This is a genomic window from Microbulbifer mixtoriginis (SeqCode) (assembly GCF_052468275.1).
The window spans coordinates 444736-463279 of record NZ_CP174341.1 but is presented as its reverse complement, the minus strand read 5'-3'; the positions used below and the strand labels follow the sequence as shown (position 1 = coordinate 463279).

The window sequence follows — 18544 nt, the reverse complement described above, 5'->3', positions numbered from 1 at the left end:
TGGCTTTCAATTTCATTGGCGCCGCGGGAAGGGGCGGCACAGAGGTACTCCCTCTGTAACAGGAGTAAGGGTTACAGGGTTTTGCTATGAAAGATAGTTATGAAGATCAGGGTAAGAACGCTCGCAGCAAGGATACAGAGGAATTTGCCGAAGAGCGCTCCATTACCTCCCGTGAACGCGCCAGAAGCCAGCTGAGTTCTGATGTTGAGGAATTTCTAGCCGGTGGCGGGGCGATTAATGAAGTCGATCCAGACGTCACCGCCGACCCGCCACGGAAACCGCAGCCAAAATACGGTAGTCGACCTATTTAGTGCTTTTCAACGTTGCCGCCCCTGAGATCAGGTCGGCGGCAAAATCTTTTCTGCAGGAAACCCCGAAGCCTGTTGGCCTCAGGGATTCAGTAGCCTGGGCAGCAAGCGCTCCAAAACTTCGCCAATGTAAGAGAGAAACAGAGTGCCGAGGCTGGAACGGTAGTATTGAGGATCGGATGATCCAACTGCCAGCATGCCGAGCTGATTGCCGAGCGGGACCACTGCGGCGGAGGCAATTTCCTGCCATTGGTCTCCGAATAAATACTCTCTTTCCCCGGGACGCAAAATTCCACATATTGGGCGGCCATTACGCAATATGGCGCCAATGGCCGTCTCTGCGCTGGAGAGTGTGCTGGTGCGCACTTCACCGAGCTTGTCGGCTGACACGCCCAGCGGCCCAAATAGAGTTAGGCTGGTAAATTCCACATTGAAGTCATGGGAAAAGCTGTTGTACAGAGCCGTGGTGGCCTCACCAATCGTCTGTGCTTCCAATAGGGCGAGGATCAGACGGCGGCTATTAAAAAACAACTGATCATTATCGCGTGCATTATGCAGTAATTGGTCGAGGCGTTGCCGCATCTCAATATTGCGCTCGCGTAGCAGATTGGTCTGATGTGTCATCAGCGACACGGTCTTGCCATTTTCCCGCGGCAGTTTGATGGTTTCGAGCAGGTCCATGCGCTCGACAAAAAACTCAGGGTTTTGCATTAGGTAGCGAGCTACCTGGCGCGCGAGCAACTTGTCATCGCGCTGGGTTTCCCTGTGGTTGCCGGCGACAATCTCATCAGAAGTTTGATTGGCGTCTGTGTGTTCCATCGTGTTCTGTTCACATTGGCGCGGACGCGTGGTGAATCCTGTGCTCTATCGGAATTAGAGCTGAGGCTCGCCCGCTAAATTATTTAAACAATGATTTGCCCGTGGAAAACTGTAGTCGCGGGCCCGGTCATAGTAACCGGCTGATTCGGCCCACTCCAGTGGATTGTCAGGGACCCGCCGGGAAGGCGGATTTCCACCTGCTCATCCACCAGGTCGCGCAGGTGGGCATACACCATGGCTGCGCAGGCACCGGTGCCGCAGGCGTGAGTTTCACCTACGCCGCGCTCAAATACACGCAACTGTGCCTGGCTGCGGGAGTCGACTTGCAGAAAACCCACATTCACCTTCTGGGGGAAGCGGGGATGTGCCTCGATTAAAGGGCCGAGGGTCACTACCGGGGCGCTGTGAATGTCGTCGACCAACAGTATGGCGTGGGGGTTACCCATGGAGACTGCGCCGATGGTAAAGGTCTCGTCACTGGCTTCCAGCAGGTAGCTATCCGCACGGCGATCGGCATTGAACGGAATCTTCTCCGGCTCTAAAACGGGGGCGCCCATATCGACACTGACCTGGTCGTTATCGAGTACACGCAGGTGCAGCATACCCGCAGCAGTTTCGACCTTGAGCCGTTTTTTGCCCGTCAGGCGGCGTTCGCGTACAAAGCGGGCGAAACAGCGTGCACCATTACCGCAGTTCTCCACCTCACCGCCATCGGCATTAAAGATGCGATAGCGAAAATCTGCCTCTGGCCCCCGTGGCGGCTCTGCCAGTAGTACTTGATCACAGCCGATGCCTAGGCGCCGATCGGCGATTCGGCGAATTTTATCTGGTGACAGCTTGAGTCTCTGGCTGATGCCATCGAGCATTACAAAATCATTGCCGAGCCCATGCATCTTGCTGAATTTAACGCGCATTCCATTTCTCTGTAAAACTGATTGAGCGGGCCATCCTAGGGGTGCTCGCCACCGGTGACGTCGGCATTGCTGGCGCCCCGGAATTCTTTTGGTTGGTAATTAAGAGGCAAGGGTGACACAAACCGTTAGACCTTTTCAGGCACCGGGGTCTCACCCCGAACCAGGTCGTCGAAAGTTTCCCGTGTGCGCACTAAATAGCTATTCTCGCCATCCACCAGCACTTCCGCTGCACGCGGGCGGCTATTGTAGTTGGAGCTCATGGTAAAGCCGTAGGCGCCGGCGGACAGCATGGCCAGTAATTGCCCCTCGCGCAGAGCCAGGGCGCGGTTCTTGCCGAGGAAGTCACCAGTTTCGCAAACGGGGCCAACGATATCCCAGAGTGTGTCCTCACCGTCGCCCGGAGTAACCGGCACTATATCCTGCCAGGCCTGATAAAGGGCAGGGCGTAGGTTGTCGTTCATGGCGGCATCGACAATGGCGAAGTTGTGTCCTTCGGTGTGCTTCAGGTATTCAACCCGAGTTAACAGAACGCCGCCGTTAGCGGCAATCGAACGACCGGGTTCCAGTATCAGGCCCAGCTGGCGTTCGCCGATACGTTCCAGAACCGCTTGCAGATAGTCTGCAACTACTGGGGGCTCTTCACCCCGGTAGCGGACCCCGAGACCGCCGCCCAGATCCAGGTGTTCTAGCTGGATGCCTTCGGCGGAGAGGGTGTCCACCAGTATCAACAGCCGGTCGAGGGCATCTAGGAAGGGGGCCACCTCGGTGAGCTGGGAGCCGATATGGCAATCCACCCCGGTCACTCTCAGGTGAGGCGAGCGCGCTGCGTATAAATACACATCCAGAGCACTGCTGATGGCGACGCCGAATTTATTTTCTTTGAGGCCGGTGGAAATATAGGGGTGGGTTTGTGCGTCTACATCTGGGTTGACCCGCAGTGAGATTGGGGCAACAGCTTCGCACTCCGCCGCTACTTGCTCGAGGCGGCGCATTTCGGCCTCCGATTCGATATTGAAGCAGTGCACACCCACTTCCAGGCCACGGCGTATCTCGTCTGCGGTTTTACCCACACCGGAAAATACTATTCGCGAGGGATCTCCTCCCGCCAGCAATACCCTTTCGAGTTCGCCCCCGGAGACGATATCAAACCCAGCGCCAAGCTGGGCCAAAAGCGACAGGATACCCAGATTGCTGTTGGCCTTCACCGCATAGCAGATCAGGCCGGGGTGGCTGCCCAGTGCTTCGGCATAGGCTTGATATTGGCGCTCGAAGTGGGCGCGGCTATAGACGTAGGTGGGGGTTCCGAAACGCTCGGCGACCTCTTCCAGTGATACCTGTTCTGCCCACAGGCTGCCTTGGCGATAACTGAACTCACTCATTTCTGCGGTGCTTGCTCCTCTGGGTAGCCCTCTTCCGGGTAGTCTTCTGGCGCAGAGTAATCCCCGGGTTCTGAATAGTCGTTTGGTTCGGAGTACCCTTCCGGTACAACAGTTTCTCCGGCTGGAACAAGTACCGGCTCATCCGGCTCCACCGCAGTGCTACTAGTGGGCACCGTAGTGGGCGGGCCTGTGGTGATAGCTGGCGCGGGTTCGGCCGGCGCCTGAGGCAGGTACAGCGGTCCTTTCTGACCGCAGCCACTGAGGAGTGCGGATGCACTCAGCAGGGCGCAAAGGGGGTAGAGTATTTTCTTTGGCATGGGTGACATCCTGCACTCGGGCTTTAGAGCGGTGTTCGGCAAAAGCCTGATAGTATAGCGAGCCAATAGATTGAACACAGTAGACGGTAACAGAAGTAATAAAAGATGAGCCAAACGGAATATGAAGCGGCCATTGAGCATACCCTGATGGCGATTGAGGATGCCCTGGACGATTGTGACTGGGATATCGATTACGAGCGCAGTGGTGCCGTGCTCACCCTGACCCTGGAGGATAATGGCAGTCAGGTTATTCTCTCCCGGCAATCTGCCAATCAGGAACTTTGGGTAGCTGCCAAGTCGGGCGGTTACCACCTCACGTTTACCGCGCCCGGCTGGAAATGCAGTACCACCGAGGAAAATCTACCGACCCTGCTCAATCGCGTGCTGAGCGAGCAGCAGGGTGAATCGGTCGAACTGGGATTACCGCAGTAATCCCGGTTTACTGATCGGCCGTACCCCAGGCGCCCGGATGCAAAAAACGGGCTCCTAGTCCTGCTGGGGTCTGCCTTAATGACGCCCTTCAATTTGCACTCGTGCTTGTGCACAGGCAGCGCGAACCTGATCGGGAGCGGTGCCGCCGATATGGTTACGAGCGGCTACTGAGCCTTCCAGGGTGAGCACTTCAAAGACATCCGCACCGATATCAGCAGAGAATTGCTGCAGCTGCTCTAAGCTCAGCTCCGCTAGGTCTTTCTGCTGTTCAATGGCAAAGGAAACCGACTGGCCGACGATCTCGTGGGCATCGCGGAAGGCAATGCCTTTGCGCACCAGATAATCCGCCAGGTCGGTGGCAGTGGAGAAACCCTTGGCGGCTGCCGCCAGCATGTTTTCTTTTTTTGCCTTGAGTGCGGGCACCATATCCGCAAAGGCGCGCAGGCAGTCCAGTGCGGTATCGGCAGCGTCGAACAAAGGCTCTTTATCTTCCTGGTTGTCTTTGTTGTAAGCCAGGGGCTGGCTTTTCATCAGGGTCAGTAGTGCAATCAGGTGGCCGTTCACACGGCCAGTCTTACCGCGTACCAATTCGGGCACATCCGGGTTTTTCTTTTGCGGCATAATTGATGAGCCGGTACAGAAGCGATCCGGTAGGTCGATAAAGTCGAACTGGCTAGAAGCCCAGAGCACCAGTTCCTCGCTGGCGCGGGAAAGATGGGTGAGCAGTAGGGCGGTGAAGGCGCAGAATTCAATTGCGAAATCCCGGTCGCTCACCGAGTCCAGGGAGTTCTCGGTCGGAGCATCGAAGCCCAGCAGTTCGGCAGTGCGCGCGCGGTCGATTGGGTAGCTGGTGCCGGCCAGTGCTGCGGCACCCAGGGGCGAGCGATTGACTCTTTTGCGGCAATCCATCAGGCGCTCGAAATCCCTGCTGAGCATGGCATTCCAGGCCAGCAGGTGGTGGCCGAAGGTCACCGGCTGTGCACTCTGCAGGTGGGTAAAGCCGGGCATAATGGTATCGGCTTCGCGTTCGGCCAGGTCTACCAACCCGGTTTGCAGTCGGGTTAATTCGGCGCCGATCCGGTCGATGCGGCCGCGCAGCCACAGGCGGATATCGGTGGCGACCTGGTCGTTGCGGGAGCGGCCAGTGTGCAGTTTTTTACCGGTGGCACCGATGCGTTCGGTCAGGCGCGCCTCGATATTCATATGCACATCTTCCAACTGCACCGACCAGGGAAAGTCACCCGCCTCAATTTCTACTGCGATCTCTTTCAGGCCATTGGCAATCTGGTGATATTCATCACCGCTCAATACCCCAACCTCGGATAGCATCTGTGCATGAGCGAGGGAACCCTGAATATCTTCCAGCGCCATGCGCTGATCGAAGGTGACAGAGGCAGTGAATCGCTCTACGAAAGCGTCGGTGGCTTCGCTGAAACGGCCGCCCCAGAGTTTGGCGGCGGGATTAGTGGCGGAGTCGGGTTTGTCGTTGCTCATGGTTTTCCTGGCTGCAGTGAGGTGAAAGGCCGGGGAGCTTGGTGGTATCGTGCGCTTTGAATATAGGGACAATCAAGAATAACAACTGCATGTCATTTCCCAGGCCGTCGGGCATTATATCGCAGAAAATTCGAAAAACTGACACTGATAGCAAGGATTCTGCGCTTTGCGGGCAGGTGCCTTTTCTTCCGGATTTATGCAGTGTCACCGCCCTGGCCGCATTGGTGTTGATGGGGGAATTGCTGGCCCTGGTTCTGGTGCTCGCCTTGGACGGGCTGCGCGACTTCAGTTGGCAGCGTCTTGGCCTAGTGTCCCTGGTGATTCAGTGGGTGATATTGCCCTGTGCCGCCGTGCTTTGCCGACTGCGCCCCTATCTAGCCAAGTTACCCCACAAACATGCCGGCGCTATCAGCTTTATCGCGGTGTTGGGCGTGCTTGGATTAGTAATGGGGATTCAGCGCTATGTGCGTGCTCTATTGCTGCAGGCGGATTTCGACTGGTGGGGACTGGCTAGTGATTGTCTCCTTGGGGCTATCTGCGCCGGGGTGGTATTGCGCTACGCCTATTTACAACAGCAGTTATACAACCAGCAACAGGCGGAACTGGGCGCGCGTATCGAGGCGTTGCAGTCGCGTATACGACCGCACTTTTTGTTTAACAGCATGAATAGCCTGGCCAGCCTGATCGCGGTAGACCCAGATCGCGCTGAGCGTTTGGTGGAAGATTTGTGCGTGTTGTTTCGGGCCAGCCTCGCTGACCCAAAGCTGGTGCCGCTGTCGCAGGAAATACAATTGTCCCAACGTTATCTGGAGATTGAGGCTCTGCGCCTGGGCGAGCGTTTGCAGCAGCAATGGCAGCAGCAGGGTACTTTGGAGGATATACAAGTACCCAGCATGTTGTTGCAACCATTGCTTGAGAATGCCGTTTTACACGGTGTGGCACAGCTGCGTGAGGGCGGCACAATTACTGTGGCAGTGAAAACCGAAGGCGGTGTTCTGTACATTGATATTGAAAACCCACTTCCGGCAGAAACTGTGCATTTCACCAGGGAAAGCAACGGTATGGCAGTGGAGAATATTCGTCAGCGCCTTGCCGCCTATTACGGTGATCGCTTCAAGTTTACCGCCGGTCGGGTGGAGGACCACTACCGAGTGCAGCTACAACTACCCTTGTTTCCCCGGGAGGTGGTTCAGCGTGAAACAAAACCGACCATAAATTCCAGTAGAGATACTGAGGTGATGGAGTGACCCAGTTGCGAGTCCTGATTGTCGATGATGAACCCCTGGCCCGCGCGCGGCTGCAGCGGCAGTTGTCTACAGTCGAAAATTGCATTCCTATCGGTGAAGCGGCGGACATTGAATCCGCGCTGATGCAGGTGCAGATACTGGACCCAGATCTGGTCTTACTCGACATAGAAATGCCCGGCGGCAGTGGCTTGGAATTGGCCCAGCAGCTTTCCACACGCGAGTGCCCACCCGCGATAATTTTTTGCACCGCCCACGATGAGTTCGCCCTGCCGGCCTTCGCCACCGCTGCGGTGGGTTATCTACTCAAGCCTGTCAGCGTGGAGCAGCTGCGCCAAGCGCTGGCAAAGGTGCAGTGCCTCAATAAACCCCAACAAAAACTTGTTAGTGGTGACGAGAAGGATCGCGGTCGCAGCCGTATCAAAGCGGTGAGCCGTATGGGGGTCGAGCTATTGGAAGTGGACAGCATTCGTTGTTTGGTTGCTGACAGCAAATATGTGGTGGCCCATCACCCTGCCGGTGAGACGATCCTTGACGAGTCATTAAAAGAGTTGGAAAGCGAATTTGCCGAGCGCTTTGTTCGAGTGCACCGCAGTGCACTGGTGGCAGTAGCATTTATTACAGGCTTACGCAGAGACGGAGCGAATTATCGGGTGGAGCTGGAAGGGGTAACACAAGCCCCATTGGTAAGCCGGCGTATGTTGTCTTCGGTAAAAAACCTGATCACGGAGATTTGCTAGTAGTTAAACCATTCCGCGCAGGAACACGATTAGCACAGCTGCTACCATCAGAAGGGCAAAGCAAACTCTGATTATTCGTGCCTGTTTAGGTTTATGAAAAACCGGTCGCAAACTTCCTCCCAAACATAGCCAGATAAAATCGACCACAGCCGCGACTATCAAACAGACCATTCCAGTAGCAATGTAACTTAGGTTGCTTTCTTCAATTGGCAGTAAAAATTGGGAAAAGATGGCAAAGAAGGCGGCATAAGCTTTTGGGTTGAGTAGATTAAAAATAAACCCATCCAACAGTGATGGCGCTTGAGTTTCCGCTGATGGGTTTTTCTCCATTACCGGGGCTGTGGCAATTTTTATGGCGATATAGCCAATATACAAAGCCCCGCAAAGTTGTACGGCAAAGCGCGCCTCGGGCCAGGTTGCCAGCAGGGCCGCTATCCCGGCGGTTGCGCCCATAATTGCAACGCTTAGCCCCAGTAGGATACCGATAAGAAAATGGCTACTTTTCCTGATCCCAAAAGTTGCCCCAGAAGCGGCCAGCGCGAGTGGTGCGGGACCGGGGGAGCCAAGTAGCAGAGCTGTTGCTGCAACAAGGGAAAAAAGTGCTTCCAACATATATTCTTATCTTATTTTCCACCTGCGACATCAATAAATGAGCCGGTTGTAAAGGTTGATTCGTCACTGAGAAGCCAGGCCACAGCCTTAGCCACTTCTTCTGCTTGCCCGCCGCGTTTGAGTGGAACTGCAGAATTTACTCGCTCAATTCTATCTGGTTCGCCGCCATCAGCATGCATTTCCGTGTAAATAAAACCCGGCCTTACACCGTTCACTCGAATCCCCTCACCGGCGACTTCTTGGCTGAGTCCGATGGTTAGAGTATCTACAGCACCTTTGCTAGCCGCGTAATCGATATATTCGTTAGGTGACCCTGAACGGCTGGCGGCGGATGAGATATTGACAATAGTTCCTCCGCTGCCCCCGCTTTTTGTTGACATCCTTTTAATCGCCTCGCGACAGCAGAGCAATGTACCGGTGATATTGGTCCGAAGAATCTCGTTGATACGCTGAGAATCCATTAATTCAACACGCATCTGCGGTTTAATGATTGCGGCATTGTTTACCAGGCTGTTAATCGGGCCGAGATTTTGGTCAACCTTTTCGAATAGACGGACAACCTCATCTTCTGAAGTGATATCGGCACGTGCCGCTATTGCAGTAACGCCCAAAGATTGAAGTTCATTTACTAGGTCTTCCGCTTGCTTCCTTCGTTCCCGATAGCTGATGGCAATCTGATATCCACGTTGAGCCAGTAGTTTTGCTGTGGCGGCACCGATTCCCCGGCTGCCTCCGGTTATCAAGGCAACTTTATTTTTCATTTCTATGGCCGCGATGAAGTGAGTAATTCGGTGAGGGGAGGAGAAGGGTAAGGAAATATTGTTCCCCAAGTCAAATAGTAGGTTGGGGCCCTGAGTATCTTGGAATAAAGCAGCTCGTAAATTATTGAGCGCAGCTTGCTGTGGACTTATCGGGAAATTAAAAGCGGTTTTTTTAGATGAGAACCGTTTACAGGTGTTAGGGCGTTGATTTTTCTGTAAACGGTTCTTGGATAGCTAAGTAGCAACCTTAGTAAAGTTGCGGCCCACCATCGCCGTACTCAGAGTCATTTTGTAGACTCAACTCGCCGGCTGCGCTGTTTAAATACTCTGCATCGGATTCAGACTTAAGCTTGATCATCAGGCGCAAGTCGTTGGCGGAGTCGGCGTGGGCGAGGGCGTCCTCGTAAGTAATTTCGCCGCGATCGTAGAGTTCATACAGCGCCTGGTCGAAGGTCTGCATGCCCTGTTCGCCGGAGCGTTTCATCAACTCCTTCATCTTGTGCACCTGGCCTTTGCGCACCAGGTCTGACATCAACGGCGTGTTGATCATAATTTCCAGACAGGCGCGGCGGCCATCGCCATCCGGTGTTGGTACCAGCTGCTGGGCAACCATGGCCTTAAGGTTCAGGGACAGATCCATAAACAGCTGTTGGTGACGGTCTGCCGGGAAGAAGTGAATGATCCGATCGAGGGCTTGGTTGGCATTGTTGGCGTGCAGTGTACACAGGCACAGGTGACCAGTTTCGGCGAAAGCAATGGCGTGCTCCATCGTTTCGCGAGAGCGCACCTCACCAATCAGGATGACATCTGGCGCTTGACGCAGAGTGTTCTTCAAGGCGATTTCGAAGGAGTCGGTATCCAGACCCACTTCGCGCTGGGTCACAATACAGCCTCGGTGCTGGTGGATAAATTCGATCGGGTCCTCAATGGTGATGATATGACCCTTGGTGTTCTCATTGCGGTGGCCGATCATCGAGGCTAGGGAGGTGGACTTACCGGTACCGGTGGCGCCTACAAAAATAATCAGCCCGCGCTTGGTCATGGCCAGATCTTTGAGTACATCCGGCAGGCCGAGGCCGTCAATGGTGGGGATTTTTGTTTCGATGCGTCGCAGCACCATACCCACCAAGTTGCGCTGGAAGAAAGCCGACACCCGGAAACGGCCCACGTTGCGTACCGCAATGGCAAAGTTTAATTCCTTTTTTTCGGCGAACTCACGGCGCTGTTTCTCATTCATGGTGCCCACTACTAGCTCGCGGGCTTTTTCTGGGGTGAGGGCACTGCTACTGCAAGGCACTACGCGGCCGTGCAGTTTGATGGAAGGCGGTACGCCGGCGGTGATAAACAGATCCGATGCACCTTTCTCTACTACCAGCTGTAGGAGTCTTTCTATATCCATGATTGTTACCGCGTATTATTTTTTGACTGAAGAGGGGCCGTTAATGCTTAGAAGTTTTCTGGCATCTTGGCTTTTTCCCGCGCGACTTCGCGGCTGACGATACGTCGCGCCACCAGGTCTTCCAGGCACTGGTCCATGGTCTGCATACCAACGCTGGCACCAGTCTGGATGGCGGAGTACATCTGCGCGATTTTGTCTTCGCGGATCAAGTTGCGGATTGCGGGAGTGCCGCGCATGATCTCGTGGGCAGCGACACGGCCACCTCCGTTTTTCTTCAGCAGTGTCTGCGAGATTACCGCTTGCAGGGATTCCGATAGCATGGAACGCACCATGGCTTTTTCCTGTGCCGGGAACACATCCACCACCCGGTCGATAGTCTTGGCGGCGGAGGTGGTATGCAGGGTGCCGAATACCAAGTGGCCGGTTTCCGCTGCGGTTAATGCCAGGCGAATAGTTTCCAGGTCGCGCATCTCGCCCACCAGAATGATATCCGGGTCTTCACGCAGGGCCGAGCGCAATGCTTCCGCGAAGCCGTGGGTATCTCTATGCACTTCGCGCTGGTTCACCAGGCATTTTTTGGATTCGTGCACGAATTCGATGGGGTCCTCAATGGTGAGGATATGCTCGTATTTGTTGTCGTTGATATAGTCCATCATCGCGGCGAGGGTGGTGGACTTACCGGAGCCGGTGGGCCCTGTGACCAAGACCAGGCCGCGCGGAGTATCGGAGATCTGTTTGAAAACTTGGCCCATGCCCAGATCCTCCATGGTTAAAACCTTGGAGGGAATGGTCCGGAATACTGCACCGGCACCGCGGTTGTGGTTAAAGGCGTTCACACGAAAGCGGGCTACACCAGGTACCTCGAAAGAGAAGTCGGTCTCGAGAAATTCTTCGTAGTCCTTACGTTGCTTGTCGTTCATGATCTCGTAGATCAGGCCGTGCACCTGCTTGTGTTCCATGGCCGGCAGGTTGATGCGGCGCACGTCGCCATCCACACGGATCATCGGCGGAAGGCCTGCGGAGAGGTGCAGATCCGAAGCGTTTTGTTTGGCGCTGAAGGCGAGGAGTTCAGTGATATCCATACTGCTACCTTATGGTTCTTGTTTGGGCTCAGGTAAAATCGCCACTCATTTCGGTAAGGGCCTCAGTATATGCGCAAAGCGACAATCGTCGAAAACCTGAATGCAGTAGGTGAGCGGATTGTGACCTGCTGCAACAACTGCGATCGCGATCCTGCAGAAATCACTCTGTTGGCGGTTTCCAAAACCCGCCCGGCGGAGGATTTGCGCATCGCTTATGTGGCCGGCCAGCGTCACTTTGGCGAAAACTATTTGCAGGAAGCCCTGGAAAAACAGGATGCCCTACAAGATCTGGATATCCACTGGCATTTTATCGGGCCCTTGCAGTCGAATAAGTCTCGCGCAGTAGCCGAACACTTTGATTGGATGCATACGGTGGATCGTCTAAAGATCGCCCAGCGTCTGTCATCCCAGCGGCCAACTAATTTGGCTCCCCTCAATATCTGTCTGCAGGTCAATATCGATAATGAGCAGAGCAAGTCTGGCATAGCTCCACAGGATTTGGAGGCACTGGCGCGGGAAGTAGTGCAATTGCCGGGGCTGCGCCTGCGTGGTTTGATGGCGATCCCCGCGGCGCGACAGACAGTACAGGCGCAACACCAACCTTTTTTAAAGATGGCGCGCCTGCTGCATTCTCTGCAAGAGTTATTTCCCAACGAGGAGCTGGATACACTTTCCATGGGTATGTCTGCCGATATGGAGGCGGCGATTGCCTGCGGTGCGACCATTGTGCGCATCGGCACAGATATTTTTGGCGCGCGCAATTACTCTGAATGAAAGATCCTATTTTTATCCGAACGCTTGCCCGAAGTTCTAGGGCTGAGTTCGTGGGGAAAGTGTAAGAGACCAATGAAACGCTCAGGGACTCTCGAAGTGATATTGCTGGGGTTGACGCTATGCGCAGTGATTTCCCTGTCTATGGCGCACACCCTGCTGGTGACCTGGATGGCCTTGGAATGGCTGGCTTTTCTTTGCCTGCTTTCCTTTGCGCTACCTAAGGTCACACTGATCACCAATTTCTTAGACCGCACCGTGTCCCAGGCCCTGTGGCCTGAGAGCCGGCACTGGTTATGGATACTTGCCATAGCGCTCAACTTGATCGCTGTTGTGGAAACATTGAGTTTAAGGCCTTAAAAACTAAACGGCCCACTGGGCCGTTTATTAAGCATTACGATTTATAAGAGCCTTTGGCACTACTCAACTAAAGTCAGTTTTTCCTTCTGTGTTTCGTCGAGCAAGTGTTCGGCAAAAAACAATGCGGTAGCCTGGGTGAAGACATCATTGTTTTCCTTTTTACGGTAGCCGTGCCCCTCATTTAACGCATTCATGTACCAAACCTGGTTACCGCTTGCTCGCAGTGCCGTCACGATCTGTTCCGCTTCTGTGACGGGGACGCGAGGGTCGTTTTGTCCCTGCACCACAAACATGGGTACCTGGATTTTCTCCACATGGTTGTTAGGGCTGATACCTTCCAGGAATTCGCGCATTTGCGGGTCGCGCTCGTCACCGTATTCCACACGGCGCAGGTCCCGGCGATAACTCTTGGTATTGGTGAGAAAGGTGACAAAATTGGAGATACCGACAATATCCACAGCCGCTTTTAAACGATCCGAATAGTGAACGCTGCTGGCCAGTACCATATAGCCGCCGTAGCTACCACCGAAGACGGCAACCCGCTTGGCATCCAGGTCCGGCTGGGTGGCGATCCAGTCTAATAGCGCGCCAATGTCTTTCACCGAATCTTCACGCTTGTAGCCGTTGTCCATGGCCAGGTAACTTTTTCCGTAGCCGGCGGAGCCGCGCACATTAGGGGCGATCACTGCAGCCCCCAATTTCTTCAACCACAGTTGGTACTTGCTGGAAAACAGTGGGCGGTACTGAGCTTCGGGGCCGCCGTGAATGGAAATAATGACCGGCACAGGCGCCTTTATATCGCGCGGCTTGTAGACGAAGGCGGGAATCTTGCGTGGCTCTCCGTCTACTTTATCGAAAGTGGGGTAGTGCACCAGCTTGGGCTCGATAAATTGTTCGGTATCCAGGCCGCCCACTTCACTAAATGTCCAGCGGTTCAGATCGCCACTGGATAGGGGGCGCCGGCCCAGATCCAAAACAAAGGTATCGGTGGGGGTTTTGGGGGTGTTCAGTGATAACGCTAACTTGTCTCCGCTGGGGTTGAACTCGATATCGCCGATTACACCAATAGGTAGTGTGTCGACTTTGCGGTAGCGATCATTGCGCGGATCGTACAGGTACAGTGCCGACATGCCGTTCTCGTTGGACACGAAAGCACCGCGGCGGCCGTCCTCACTAAGGACAAAGCTGCTGATATCCCAGGGAATATCGGCGCTAATAATTTTCTCATCGCCGCTGGCGAGATCTTTGCGGATCAGTTGGGTGAACTCGCCATTTTTATCGCTAACCAGGTATATGGAGCGGTCGTCGTAGCTAAAGCCGGCGGGAAAGTTGCGAGAGTCTTTTTCATCATTACCGGAGAGCAATGTTATTTCGCCGCTGTCCAGGTCCAACAGGTGAACTTTAGAGCGGGTGGAAGAAACATATTGCAGAACCAGTAGCTGGCTGCCGGATTGAGAGAAGTCACTGGGTCCCCACCAGCTACCATCCTCCGATTTTAGTATCAGGCGATCTTCATTTTTCTTGTCGCCAATCGTAGTCAGCCAGATATCGTTGGCCCTACCATCGCGGCGAGTACTTTGGTAAGCCAGGGCCGAGCCCTGCTTATTCCAAAGAATGGCACCATTGCGAGATTCGCCATCGCTGAGCATCTTGCTCTTACCGTTGGCACTGTCAAATAGGAAAATCTGCGCATATTCGTTGCCGCCGGCGTCCATGGTGTAGGCCAGCTGTCGGTGCTGGGGGCGGGTAAGTACTTCCCCAATTGGTTCGTCAAAAAAAGTCAGCTGGCGGCGGGCTCCTCCAGCGCGATCTACCTTGTGCAGCTGGTTTACTTCGCCAAAGCGGGTACTGATATACATACCGCTGCCTTGCATATCCCAGCCGCGAAAACTGGCTGAGCGCACATTCTGGTAGCGGTCGAGCTCTTCCACCAGGCTCGCTGGAATTGGGGGAATGTCCTGTAACTGCAGCTGGCCATTGTTCTCGGTGCGGGTTTCCACTCCATGGGCAACAGCAGCCGCGCTGAGTATTGCGGCGGTCACCAAATAGCGCCATTTCAACATCGTGTTCTCCTTGGCTAGCGCGCTGGGGCGCGCTTCTCTTGTTATTGGAATTGAGCGACCACATATTATCGGAATCCCTGCGGGGTATAACAGCCAGTAAAACTCACAGAGAATGAGGCGAATGCTCGCCGAGGTAACCCAAGTGACTGCAACAAATCCCAAAATTGTTTTTATCGGCGGTGCCGGAAATATGGCCGGTGCGGTAATCGGTGGCCTGCTGGCGGCGGGATACCCGGCCGATAGAATTGTGGCTACCGGGCGTGATCCCCTCAAACTTGAGGCGTTTGCCAAGCGCCACAATACCGTGGTGCACAGTGACAATATCGTCGCAATCGATGGGGCCGATGTTATCGTTTTGTCGGTAAAACCCCAGGTGATGCGCGATCTGTGCATGGATTTGCGCCCCCACCTGAAAGGACGCAAGCCGCTGATTATTACTTTGGCCGCAGGTATTCCCTTGGCCGCCTACCAGCGTTGGCTGGGGGAGCATCTGCCGATTGTACGCGCTATGCCCAATACGCCGGCTCTAGTGCAGAGTGGGGTGACCGGGTTGTTTGCAGATGAGGCGGTAACTGCGGAGCACCGCGCCATTACTGCGCGCATAGTCAACGCAGTAGGTATCTCCCTATGGGTGGATAAAGAAGAGGGCATCGACCAAGTGATCGCTGTGGCAGGGTCGGCGCCGGCGTACTTCTTTCAGTTTATGGAGGCGATGATCGACGCCTCCGCAGCCAGTGGCTTTGCCCGCGCCGATGCCGAGCGCCTTGTGTTGCAAACTGCCCTGGGCGCCGCCAAACTGGCCATGACCAGTGATGTAGATGTAGCCCAGTTGAAGCGCAATGTGATGTCGCCGGGTGGTACCACCGAGCGCGCTGTGCAGCGCTTTGAGCAGGGCGGCCTGCCGCAGTTGGTGGCCGATGCCATGCGCGATTGCGCCGAGCGCGCTGCAGAGATGGCTCGCGAACTGGACCAATAAACTTATCAACACAATAAATGGTGCAGGCTGCGCCGCGAGTTGATCACTCTTTAGGGATTTTCAATGACAAGTACCTTCAGCAACATCGGTGTTTTCCTGGTGGCTACCCTGGGTATCCTCTACCTATTTGCGGTATTGATGCGTTTTTTGCTGCAGTTGGCCCGGGCAGACTTCTATAACCCGATTTCTCAGGGCATCGTTAAAGTTACCAATCCGCTACTACTGCCACTGCGCAAGGTGGTGCCGGGTCTCTTCGGCGTGGATATGGCCTCGGTAGTGCTGGCTTTGCTGGTGGGCCTAGTGATGATACTGGTTTGCGGTGCGTTTGCCGGATTTGGTCTTTTCAATCCCCTGAGTGCACTGCTGTGGTCTCTGATCGGCTGTGTCGCTACCGTGATTGCGGTCGTGTTTGTGGGAATGCTGATCTCTATTGTGTTCAGCTGGATCGCTCCGCAGAGCAGCCACCCAGCACTGATGCTACTGCGCCAGTTGCTAGAGCCCTTCTGCGCACCGGTACGCCGCTTGATTCCTCCTTTGGGGGTGATCGATATCAGCCCTATCTTCGTGTTTATTCTGCTTACTGTGGCGGATAAGTTGCTATTAGGCTTTGCCAGTATGGCCAATATGCCGCGCTTTGTTTACAGTCTTTTCTGGCATATCCCCGGTTTTTAAATTGACTACTGTGCGCTTTTCTTCCACCGCGCGCACTGGATCGCATTTGGCGCGGTGTTAGACTTTTATACTAACGGCTACCGGACCAACTCAGCTTTGAGTGCTTTGGGTCGGTAGCCCGCAGAGTATAAATTACAAGAATACTGTGAAATGGAAGACGCACTCCTACGCCAACATATCTCTGAATACGATCGCTGGAAAAAGAATCTGGATCGACAATTCGCCCAGTTCAGTCAGTGGTTACAGCAGCATTTCCCCAACTCTGCCGGCGCCTGCCAAGTTGTACAGCAGGCCCGTGCGCTTCTCAGCGATGATCAGTTCACCTTGGTGTTTGTGGGAGAATTTTCCCGTGGCAAAACCGAGCTGATCAATGCCCTCTTGGCACAGACCTACGGTCAGCGGCTGCTACCCTCCAAACCCGGCCGCACCACCATGTGCCCAACGGAGATCTTTAGCGATGGCGGAGAGCGCGCCAGCCTGCGCCTGTTGCCCATTGAGACCCTGGCGACCAATACCAGCCTCGAGAGCTTCCGGCGAATTCCACAGAAGTGGGTCACGCACGAGTTCGACGCGAATAATCCCGATGCGACCCGCGAAGCTCTGCTCAAAGTGGCCGCCACCAAATCGGTGTTGCCGGAGGAGGCTGCGCGTTATGGCTTCGATCGCCGCCACCTGGACGACAAAGGCAATTTGGTGGAAATTCCCGCTTGGCGTTATGCGCTGATATGCCTGCCACATCCACTGTTAGATCAAGGCCTGCGGATTATTGACACACCGGGACTCAACGCTCTGGGCAATGAGCCGGAACTGACTCTGAGCACACTGCCTGGCGCCCAGGCCGTCGCATTTCTGCTGGCCGCCGATGCCGGTGTCAGTGGCACTGATATGAATATGTGGGAGACCCATCTGGCCCCTCTGCGTGAACATCGCGGCACTCCAGTTATGGCGTTGCTGAATAAAGTGGATGTTCTTTGGGATGATCCAGATGAAGATGCGCAGCAACTGCTGCGGCGCATGCGTTCTCAGGTCGCAAAATTACTGTCCCTGCCACAGGAGAGTGTCACCGGAGTCTCGGCAAAAATGGCCCTGTTGGCGCGTCAACAGCAGGATGCCGAACTTTTGCGCAACAGCTGTTTTACCGATTTTGAAAAGCTGTTGGTTCAACGTTTGCTGGAGCACCGCCAAAAAGTGGCGGAACACCGCTCTCTGCACCAGGCTCTGACGTTGATGGCGGATACCCGCGATCTGCTCAAGCGCAGGCTCAACAGCGGCCGTGCCGCGCTGATGCATTTGCAGCGCAATAGTGCCAGCACTGAGGAGCAACTGACCGAGTTGGGCCAGTTGCAGCAGACAGTGCGTGAGCAACATAAGCTCTGCCATCAGGAGTTACTCACCCTGAAGTCCAGCCAGCGCATGCTAATGCGGCAGAGTACGGCCCTACTCGCGCCTATTACCATACAGCAGCTGCAACGGTTGGTAGATGAAACCAGTAAGGCGCTGCATAAGCGTTGGACACCCATGGGACTTGCCAAGGCCATCGATACCTTTATGGAGGGAGTCGATTGCCAGTTAGCCACCTTAGAGCGGGAAGTGGATCAGGGGAATCGGCTGTTGGATGCGATTTTTGAGCGTTCCAGCCTGAAGAAGGTGGACAGTGCCGAACAGTACTTCACCATTCGCCAATTCCGTATCACCCTGCGCGGCCTACACCGCCAGGCGGCCCAGCTGCGACGCTCCCCACAGCTTTTACTGGCGCGGCGCAACCGTTTGAGCGAGCGTTTTGTTACGACCCTGGCCAGTGAGGTAGGGCGCCTTTATAGCGAAATGGGTGCCGCGGCAGAAAACTGGCTTGAGCAGGCTCTGGAACCACTCAAGCAACATACACAATACCAAAAACATCTTTTGAATCGGCACTTGATCAAATTGACCGAGCTGAAGCAGAAAACCCGAAGTCGGCACACCGATTTGCGTACCCTAGAGGATGAAGTACTGCGCAATGATCGGGCCCTGTCGGCCCTGGAGGACTTACTGCGCCACAGTACTTCGGCACCACAGCCTTTGGCGCCAGCGCCGCGCGCGCACAATGTCACCCCACTGAAACCAGCTCTGACGACTTAACACACTCGCCGGCGGTTGCTAATTGTCATAAGTTGCAGCACTCCCGTACACTTGCTGCAGTGACAATAACCAACCGCCAAATA

Annotated in this window: 19 protein-coding genes; 9 read left to right on the top strand and 10 right to left on the bottom strand. The window is 54.8% G+C overall.

All coding sequences use genetic code 11. The annotated features are described in order from the left end of the window. The first annotated feature begins 86 nt into the window (after window positions 1-86). Window positions 87-311, top strand: coding sequence for a hypothetical protein (locus ACJJIC_RS01995; protein ID WP_252084147.1), 225 nt, complete (start codon window positions 87-89; stop codon window positions 309-311). Between the two features lie 78 nt (window positions 312-389). Here ACJJIC_RS01995 and ACJJIC_RS01990 read toward each other — a convergent pair whose 3' ends face one another. The 4 genes from ACJJIC_RS01990 to lptM form a co-directional block, all read right to left on the bottom strand. Then, the gene (locus ACJJIC_RS01990; protein WP_252084148.1) at window positions 390-1127 is read right to left on the bottom strand and encodes a DUF484 family protein; all 738 of its coding nucleotides are present in this window, start codon (window positions 1125-1127) and stop codon (window positions 390-392) included. A gap of 83 nt (window positions 1128-1210) precedes the next feature. Beyond that, the gene (gene dapF, locus ACJJIC_RS01985; protein ID WP_444903632.1) at window positions 1211-2041 is read right to left on the bottom strand and encodes a diaminopimelate epimerase; all 831 of its coding nucleotides are present in this window, start codon (window positions 2039-2041) and stop codon (window positions 1211-1213) included. A gap of 125 nt (window positions 2042-2166) precedes the next feature. Continuing rightward, a complete protein-coding gene (gene lysA / locus ACJJIC_RS01980; protein ID WP_445357853.1) occupies window positions 2167-3420 on the bottom strand; it encodes a diaminopimelate decarboxylase in 1254 nt (417 codons plus the stop codon). Beyond that, on the bottom strand, window positions 3417-3737 hold the full coding sequence (lptM, locus tag ACJJIC_RS01975; protein ID WP_445357852.1) for an LPS translocon maturation chaperone LptM: 321 nt from the start codon (window positions 3735-3737) through the stop codon (window positions 3417-3419). Before lptM ends, lysA begins: the two co-directional genes overlap by 4 nt. 105 nt (window positions 3738-3842) lie before the next feature. Here lptM and cyaY point away from each other — a divergent pair, with 105 nt between their 5' ends. Then, complete coding sequence (cyaY, locus tag ACJJIC_RS01970) at window positions 3843-4169, top strand: iron donor protein CyaY (RefSeq protein WP_444883418.1); 327 nt, start codon at window positions 3843-3845, stop codon at window positions 4167-4169. Window positions 4170-4244: 75 nt separating this feature from the next. Here cyaY and argH read toward each other — a convergent pair whose 3' ends face one another. Beyond that, window positions 4245-5663 (bottom strand): argininosuccinate lyase, encoded by a 1419-nt coding sequence (gene argH, locus ACJJIC_RS01965; protein WP_444883419.1) that lies wholly within the window; start codon window positions 5661-5663, stop codon window positions 4245-4247. Window positions 5664-5752: 89 nt separating this feature from the next. Here argH and ACJJIC_RS01960 point away from each other — a divergent pair, with 89 nt between their 5' ends. Then, window positions 5753-6910: a sensor histidine kinase gene (locus ACJJIC_RS01960; protein ID WP_444908486.1), complete on the top strand. Its 1158-nt coding sequence runs from the start codon at window positions 5753-5755 to the stop codon at window positions 6908-6910. Then, window positions 6907-7647, top strand: a complete 741-nt coding sequence (locus ACJJIC_RS01955; RefSeq protein WP_444887771.1) for a LytR/AlgR family response regulator transcription factor — start codon at window positions 6907-6909, stop codon at window positions 7645-7647. Before ACJJIC_RS01960 ends, ACJJIC_RS01955 begins: the two co-directional genes overlap by 4 nt. 3 nt (window positions 7648-7650) lie before the next feature. Here ACJJIC_RS01955 and ACJJIC_RS01950 read toward each other — a convergent pair whose 3' ends face one another. The 4 genes from ACJJIC_RS01950 to ACJJIC_RS01935 all read right to left on the bottom strand — a co-directional run bounded on the left by ACJJIC_RS01950 (window position 7651) and on the right by ACJJIC_RS01935 (window position 11501). Beyond that, window positions 7651-8259 (bottom strand): LysE family translocator, encoded by a 609-nt coding sequence (locus ACJJIC_RS01950; protein ID WP_444883422.1) that lies wholly within the window; start codon window positions 8257-8259, stop codon window positions 7651-7653. Between the two features lie 11 nt (window positions 8260-8270). After that, the gene (locus ACJJIC_RS01945) at window positions 8271-9020 is read right to left on the bottom strand and encodes an SDR family oxidoreductase (protein WP_445357851.1); all 750 of its coding nucleotides are present in this window, start codon (window positions 9018-9020) and stop codon (window positions 8271-8273) included. 247 nt (window positions 9021-9267) lie between these two features. Further along, on the bottom strand, window positions 9268-10419 hold the full coding sequence (locus ACJJIC_RS01940; RefSeq protein ID WP_152450611.1) for a PilT/PilU family type 4a pilus ATPase: 1152 nt from the start codon (window positions 10417-10419) through the stop codon (window positions 9268-9270). A gap of 47 nt (window positions 10420-10466) precedes the next feature. Further along, window positions 10467-11501 (bottom strand): type IV pilus twitching motility protein PilT, encoded by a 1035-nt coding sequence (locus ACJJIC_RS01935; RefSeq protein ID WP_252084158.1) that lies wholly within the window; start codon window positions 11499-11501, stop codon window positions 10467-10469. A gap of 69 nt (window positions 11502-11570) precedes the next feature. Here ACJJIC_RS01935 and ACJJIC_RS01930 point away from each other — a divergent pair, with 69 nt between their 5' ends. After that, window positions 11571-12275: a YggS family pyridoxal phosphate-dependent enzyme gene (locus tag ACJJIC_RS01930; RefSeq protein WP_444908488.1), complete on the top strand. Its 705-nt coding sequence runs from the start codon at window positions 11571-11573 to the stop codon at window positions 12273-12275. Window positions 12276-12347: 72 nt separating this feature from the next. After that, window positions 12348-12632: a hypothetical protein gene (locus ACJJIC_RS01925; RefSeq protein ID WP_252084160.1), complete on the top strand. Its 285-nt coding sequence runs from the start codon at window positions 12348-12350 to the stop codon at window positions 12630-12632. Window positions 12633-12691: 59 nt separating this feature from the next. Here ACJJIC_RS01925 and ACJJIC_RS01920 read toward each other — a convergent pair whose 3' ends face one another. Further along, a complete protein-coding gene (locus tag ACJJIC_RS01920) occupies window positions 12692-14695 on the bottom strand; it encodes a S9 family peptidase (RefSeq protein WP_444908490.1) in 2004 nt (667 codons plus the stop codon). Between the two features lie 142 nt (window positions 14696-14837). Between ACJJIC_RS01920 and proC the strand changes: the two genes are divergently transcribed. The 3 genes from proC (at window position 14838) to ACJJIC_RS01905 (ending at window position 18461) form a co-directional block, all read left to right on the top strand. After that, window positions 14838-15671, top strand: a complete 834-nt coding sequence (proC, locus tag ACJJIC_RS01915; RefSeq protein ID WP_444887776.1) for a pyrroline-5-carboxylate reductase — start codon at window positions 14838-14840, stop codon at window positions 15669-15671. Between the two features lie 63 nt (window positions 15672-15734). Beyond that, on the top strand, window positions 15735-16343 hold the full coding sequence (locus ACJJIC_RS01910) for a YggT family protein (protein WP_252084163.1): 609 nt from the start codon (window positions 15735-15737) through the stop codon (window positions 16341-16343). Between the two features lie 150 nt (window positions 16344-16493). Then, window positions 16494-18461: a dynamin family protein gene (locus ACJJIC_RS01905; protein WP_445357850.1), complete on the top strand. Its 1968-nt coding sequence runs from the start codon at window positions 16494-16496 to the stop codon at window positions 18459-18461. Window positions 18462-18544 lie beyond the last annotated feature (83 nt).

What these genes read in the sequence shown, in the direction of transcription:
- ACJJIC_RS01960 (WP_444908486.1), top strand. Translation starts at nt 5,753, where the DNA reads ATGTCATTTCCCAGGCCGTCGGGCATTATATCGCAGAAAATTCGAAAA.
- ACJJIC_RS01945 (WP_445357851.1), bottom strand. Translation starts at nt 9,020, where the DNA reads ATGAAAAATAAAGTTGCCTTGATAACCGGAGGCAGCCGGGGAATCGGT.
- argH (WP_444883419.1), bottom strand. Translation starts at nt 5,663, where the DNA reads ATGAGCAACGACAAACCCGACTCCGCCACTAATCCCGCCGCCAAACTC.
- ACJJIC_RS01995 (WP_252084147.1), top strand. Translation starts at nt 87, where the DNA reads ATGAAAGATAGTTATGAAGATCAGGGTAAGAACGCTCGCAGCAAGGAT.
- ACJJIC_RS01990 (WP_252084148.1), bottom strand. Translation starts at nt 1,127, where the DNA reads ATGGAACACACAGACGCCAATCAAACTTCTGATGAGATTGTCGCCGGC.
- ACJJIC_RS01925 (WP_252084160.1), top strand. Translation starts at nt 12,348, where the DNA reads ATGAAACGCTCAGGGACTCTCGAAGTGATATTGCTGGGGTTGACGCTA.
- dapF (WP_444903632.1), bottom strand. Translation starts at nt 2,041, where the DNA reads ATGCGCGTTAAATTCAGCAAGATGCATGGGCTCGGCAATGATTTTGTA.
- ACJJIC_RS01920 (WP_444908490.1), bottom strand. Translation starts at nt 14,695, where the DNA reads ATGTTGAAATGGCGCTATTTGGTGACCGCCGCAATACTCAGCGCGGCT.
- ACJJIC_RS01905 (WP_445357850.1), top strand. Translation starts at nt 16,494, where the DNA reads ATGGAAGACGCACTCCTACGCCAACATATCTCTGAATACGATCGCTGG.
- ACJJIC_RS01950 (WP_444883422.1), bottom strand. Translation starts at nt 8,259, where the DNA reads ATGTTGGAAGCACTTTTTTCCCTTGTTGCAGCAACAGCTCTGCTACTT.
- ACJJIC_RS01910 (WP_252084163.1), top strand. Translation starts at nt 15,735, where the DNA reads ATGACAAGTACCTTCAGCAACATCGGTGTTTTCCTGGTGGCTACCCTG.
- cyaY (WP_444883418.1), top strand. Translation starts at nt 3,843, where the DNA reads ATGAGCCAAACGGAATATGAAGCGGCCATTGAGCATACCCTGATGGCG.
- lptM (WP_445357852.1), bottom strand. Translation starts at nt 3,737, where the DNA reads ATGCCAAAGAAAATACTCTACCCCCTTTGCGCCCTGCTGAGTGCATCC.
- ACJJIC_RS01940 (WP_152450611.1), bottom strand. Translation starts at nt 10,419, where the DNA reads ATGGATATAGAAAGACTCCTACAGCTGGTAGTAGAGAAAGGTGCATCG.
- ACJJIC_RS01935 (WP_252084158.1), bottom strand. Translation starts at nt 11,501, where the DNA reads ATGGATATCACTGAACTCCTCGCCTTCAGCGCCAAACAAAACGCTTCG.
- lysA (WP_445357853.1), bottom strand. Translation starts at nt 3,420, where the DNA reads ATGAGTGAGTTCAGTTATCGCCAAGGCAGCCTGTGGGCAGAACAGGTA.
- ACJJIC_RS01930 (WP_444908488.1), top strand. Translation starts at nt 11,571, where the DNA reads ATGCGCAAAGCGACAATCGTCGAAAACCTGAATGCAGTAGGTGAGCGG.